The 1562-nt window shown below is 66.1% G+C and carries 2 protein-coding genes and 1 pseudogene; 1 reads left to right on the top strand and 2 read right to left on the bottom strand.

Annotation, left to right across the window (positions count from 1 at the left end):
- Both MOV75_RS37510 and MOV75_RS37505 read right to left on the bottom strand, forming a co-directional pair.
- The coding region (locus MOV75_RS37510; protein ID WP_247007925.1) for an AbrB family transcriptional regulator at positions 1 to 728 on the bottom strand (728 nt) is incomplete at its 3' end.
- Between the two features lie 99 nt (positions 729 to 827).
- Entirely contained in the window at positions 828 to 1109 is a 282-nt protein-coding gene (locus tag MOV75_RS37505) for a PsiF family protein (protein WP_246932292.1), read from the bottom strand.
- Between the two features lie 200 nt (positions 1110 to 1309).
- Here MOV75_RS37505 and MOV75_RS37500 point away from each other — a divergent pair.
- Positions 1310 to 1562 (top strand): annotated as a pseudogene (locus tag MOV75_RS37500) (hypothetical protein); the annotation flags it as partial.

Genomic DNA, 1562 nt, shown 5'->3' with positions numbered 1-1562 from the left:
CAGTCCGGCAGGCCGCCCTCGACCCAGCCGGCGCCATGCAGCACGCTGGAGGCGATCATGGCGCCGAACATCCAGCTCGCCGGAAACCTGATCAGCCGCAGCAACAGCGCCATGCCCAGCGAGGCCGCGACCAGCTCAACGAGGTCGAGCGGCGAGGCGATCGTCGTCGTCAGCGACGGCGCAGCAGAGGGCGCTACGCCTGCGAGCGCGAGCACCATGGGCAGTGCCGCGGTGAGGATGATGACGCGCATGGTCTGCACCACCGCGATGCCGGGCAGGTCGGCGCCGCGCTCGACCGCCAAAATCGTGATCTGCGACAGCGCGCCGGGACTACCGGCAAGGAAGGCCGAGGTCCGGTCCCAGCCATGGACGCGCTGGAGATAATAGCTCGAGCCGAAGGTCGAGCAGAAGGTTGCGAGCGCAAGCAGGCCGATGGTGAGGGGGTAGGCGCCGACTTGTTGAAGCAGATGGCGCGAGACCACCGAGCCCAGCGAAATGCCGAGCAGCACCAGCACGGTCTGGGTCAGGAGCGGCGGCAGCGACAATTGGCGGCCGGCGATTGCGGCGATCCCGACCGCGATCATCGAGCCCGAGATCAGCCCGCCGGGAAGGCCGGCGAGCAGAAACACCAGGCCTCCGGCGGTGCCGATGACGAGCGTCTCCGCCGCGCTCAAGAGCTTGGCGCGGCTGAGCCATTCGAACGGCGGGGAGGCGGTGGCTTGCTTCACGCCACCTTATCGCAAATCAGCGAGAGGCGCACAATTGCAGGCTCGTCATGCCGCAATGCGTGCGCATCTGTCTGATGCACGTGGAGGATAGCGACGGACTTACTTCTTGTCGGCGGCAGGGGCGGCGGGCGCCGCGATGCCGGCCCTCGCTTCCTTCTTGCACTCGCGGCGGAATTTCTTGCGCTCCTTGCCCTTCAATCCCTTGGCGTCCGCCTGCTTGGAGCATTCGAGCGATTCCGCCGAGCGCTCCTTCGGCGCCTTCCTGTCGGCAATGGCGGCTGCATCGGGCTTGGTTGCCGGCGCGGCGGTCTGCGCGAAGGCAGTGCCGCTGACGAGCAGGGAGGCGAGAGCGACGGCGGCGAGGCGGGACGTGAAGGTCATGTGTTGCACTCTGCTTGCGAGAATCGCGAAGGGCTGGGACCGTCGGCCTGCGTTGCTGAACGCGACATGAATGATGACAACGACGGGATCACTATATTTTGCCGGCGCAACGCATCGCATCCTTGTCGCGGGGGACCGGCACGCTAGGATAGCAATCTTCGTTTCACTTCCGTCGAGGAAGATCAGGAGGAGGACCAAGGATGACCATTCAATCGAAATTGTTGTGCGTGATTGCAGCGTCGGGCGTCGTCGCATTCATGGCGAGCGCGCCGGCGCAGGCGCTGACCTCGCAGGAATGCAGCGCGAAATATCAGGCGGCCAAGAAGGACGGCTCGCTCGGTACCATGAAGTGGAATGACTTCCGCAAAGCTCAGTGCGGTGCCGACGCAACGCCTGCGGCTGCGCCTACCGCAGCGGCTCCGGCTGCGCCCGCAGCTCCCGCCGAGCCGAAGC

The organism is Bradyrhizobium sp. PRIMUS42 (assembly GCF_023006515.1).
GTDB lineage: Bacteria > Pseudomonadota > Alphaproteobacteria > Rhizobiales > Xanthobacteraceae > Bradyrhizobium.
The sequence above is the reverse complement of the archived record's forward strand: the minus strand, read 5'-3'. Positions and strand labels throughout refer to the sequence as shown.

Coding starts and splice junctions, on each gene's coding strand:
- MOV75_RS37505 (WP_246932292.1), bottom strand. CDS start 1,109: ATGACCTTCACGTCCCGCCTCGCCGCCGTCGCTCTCGCCTCCCTGCTC.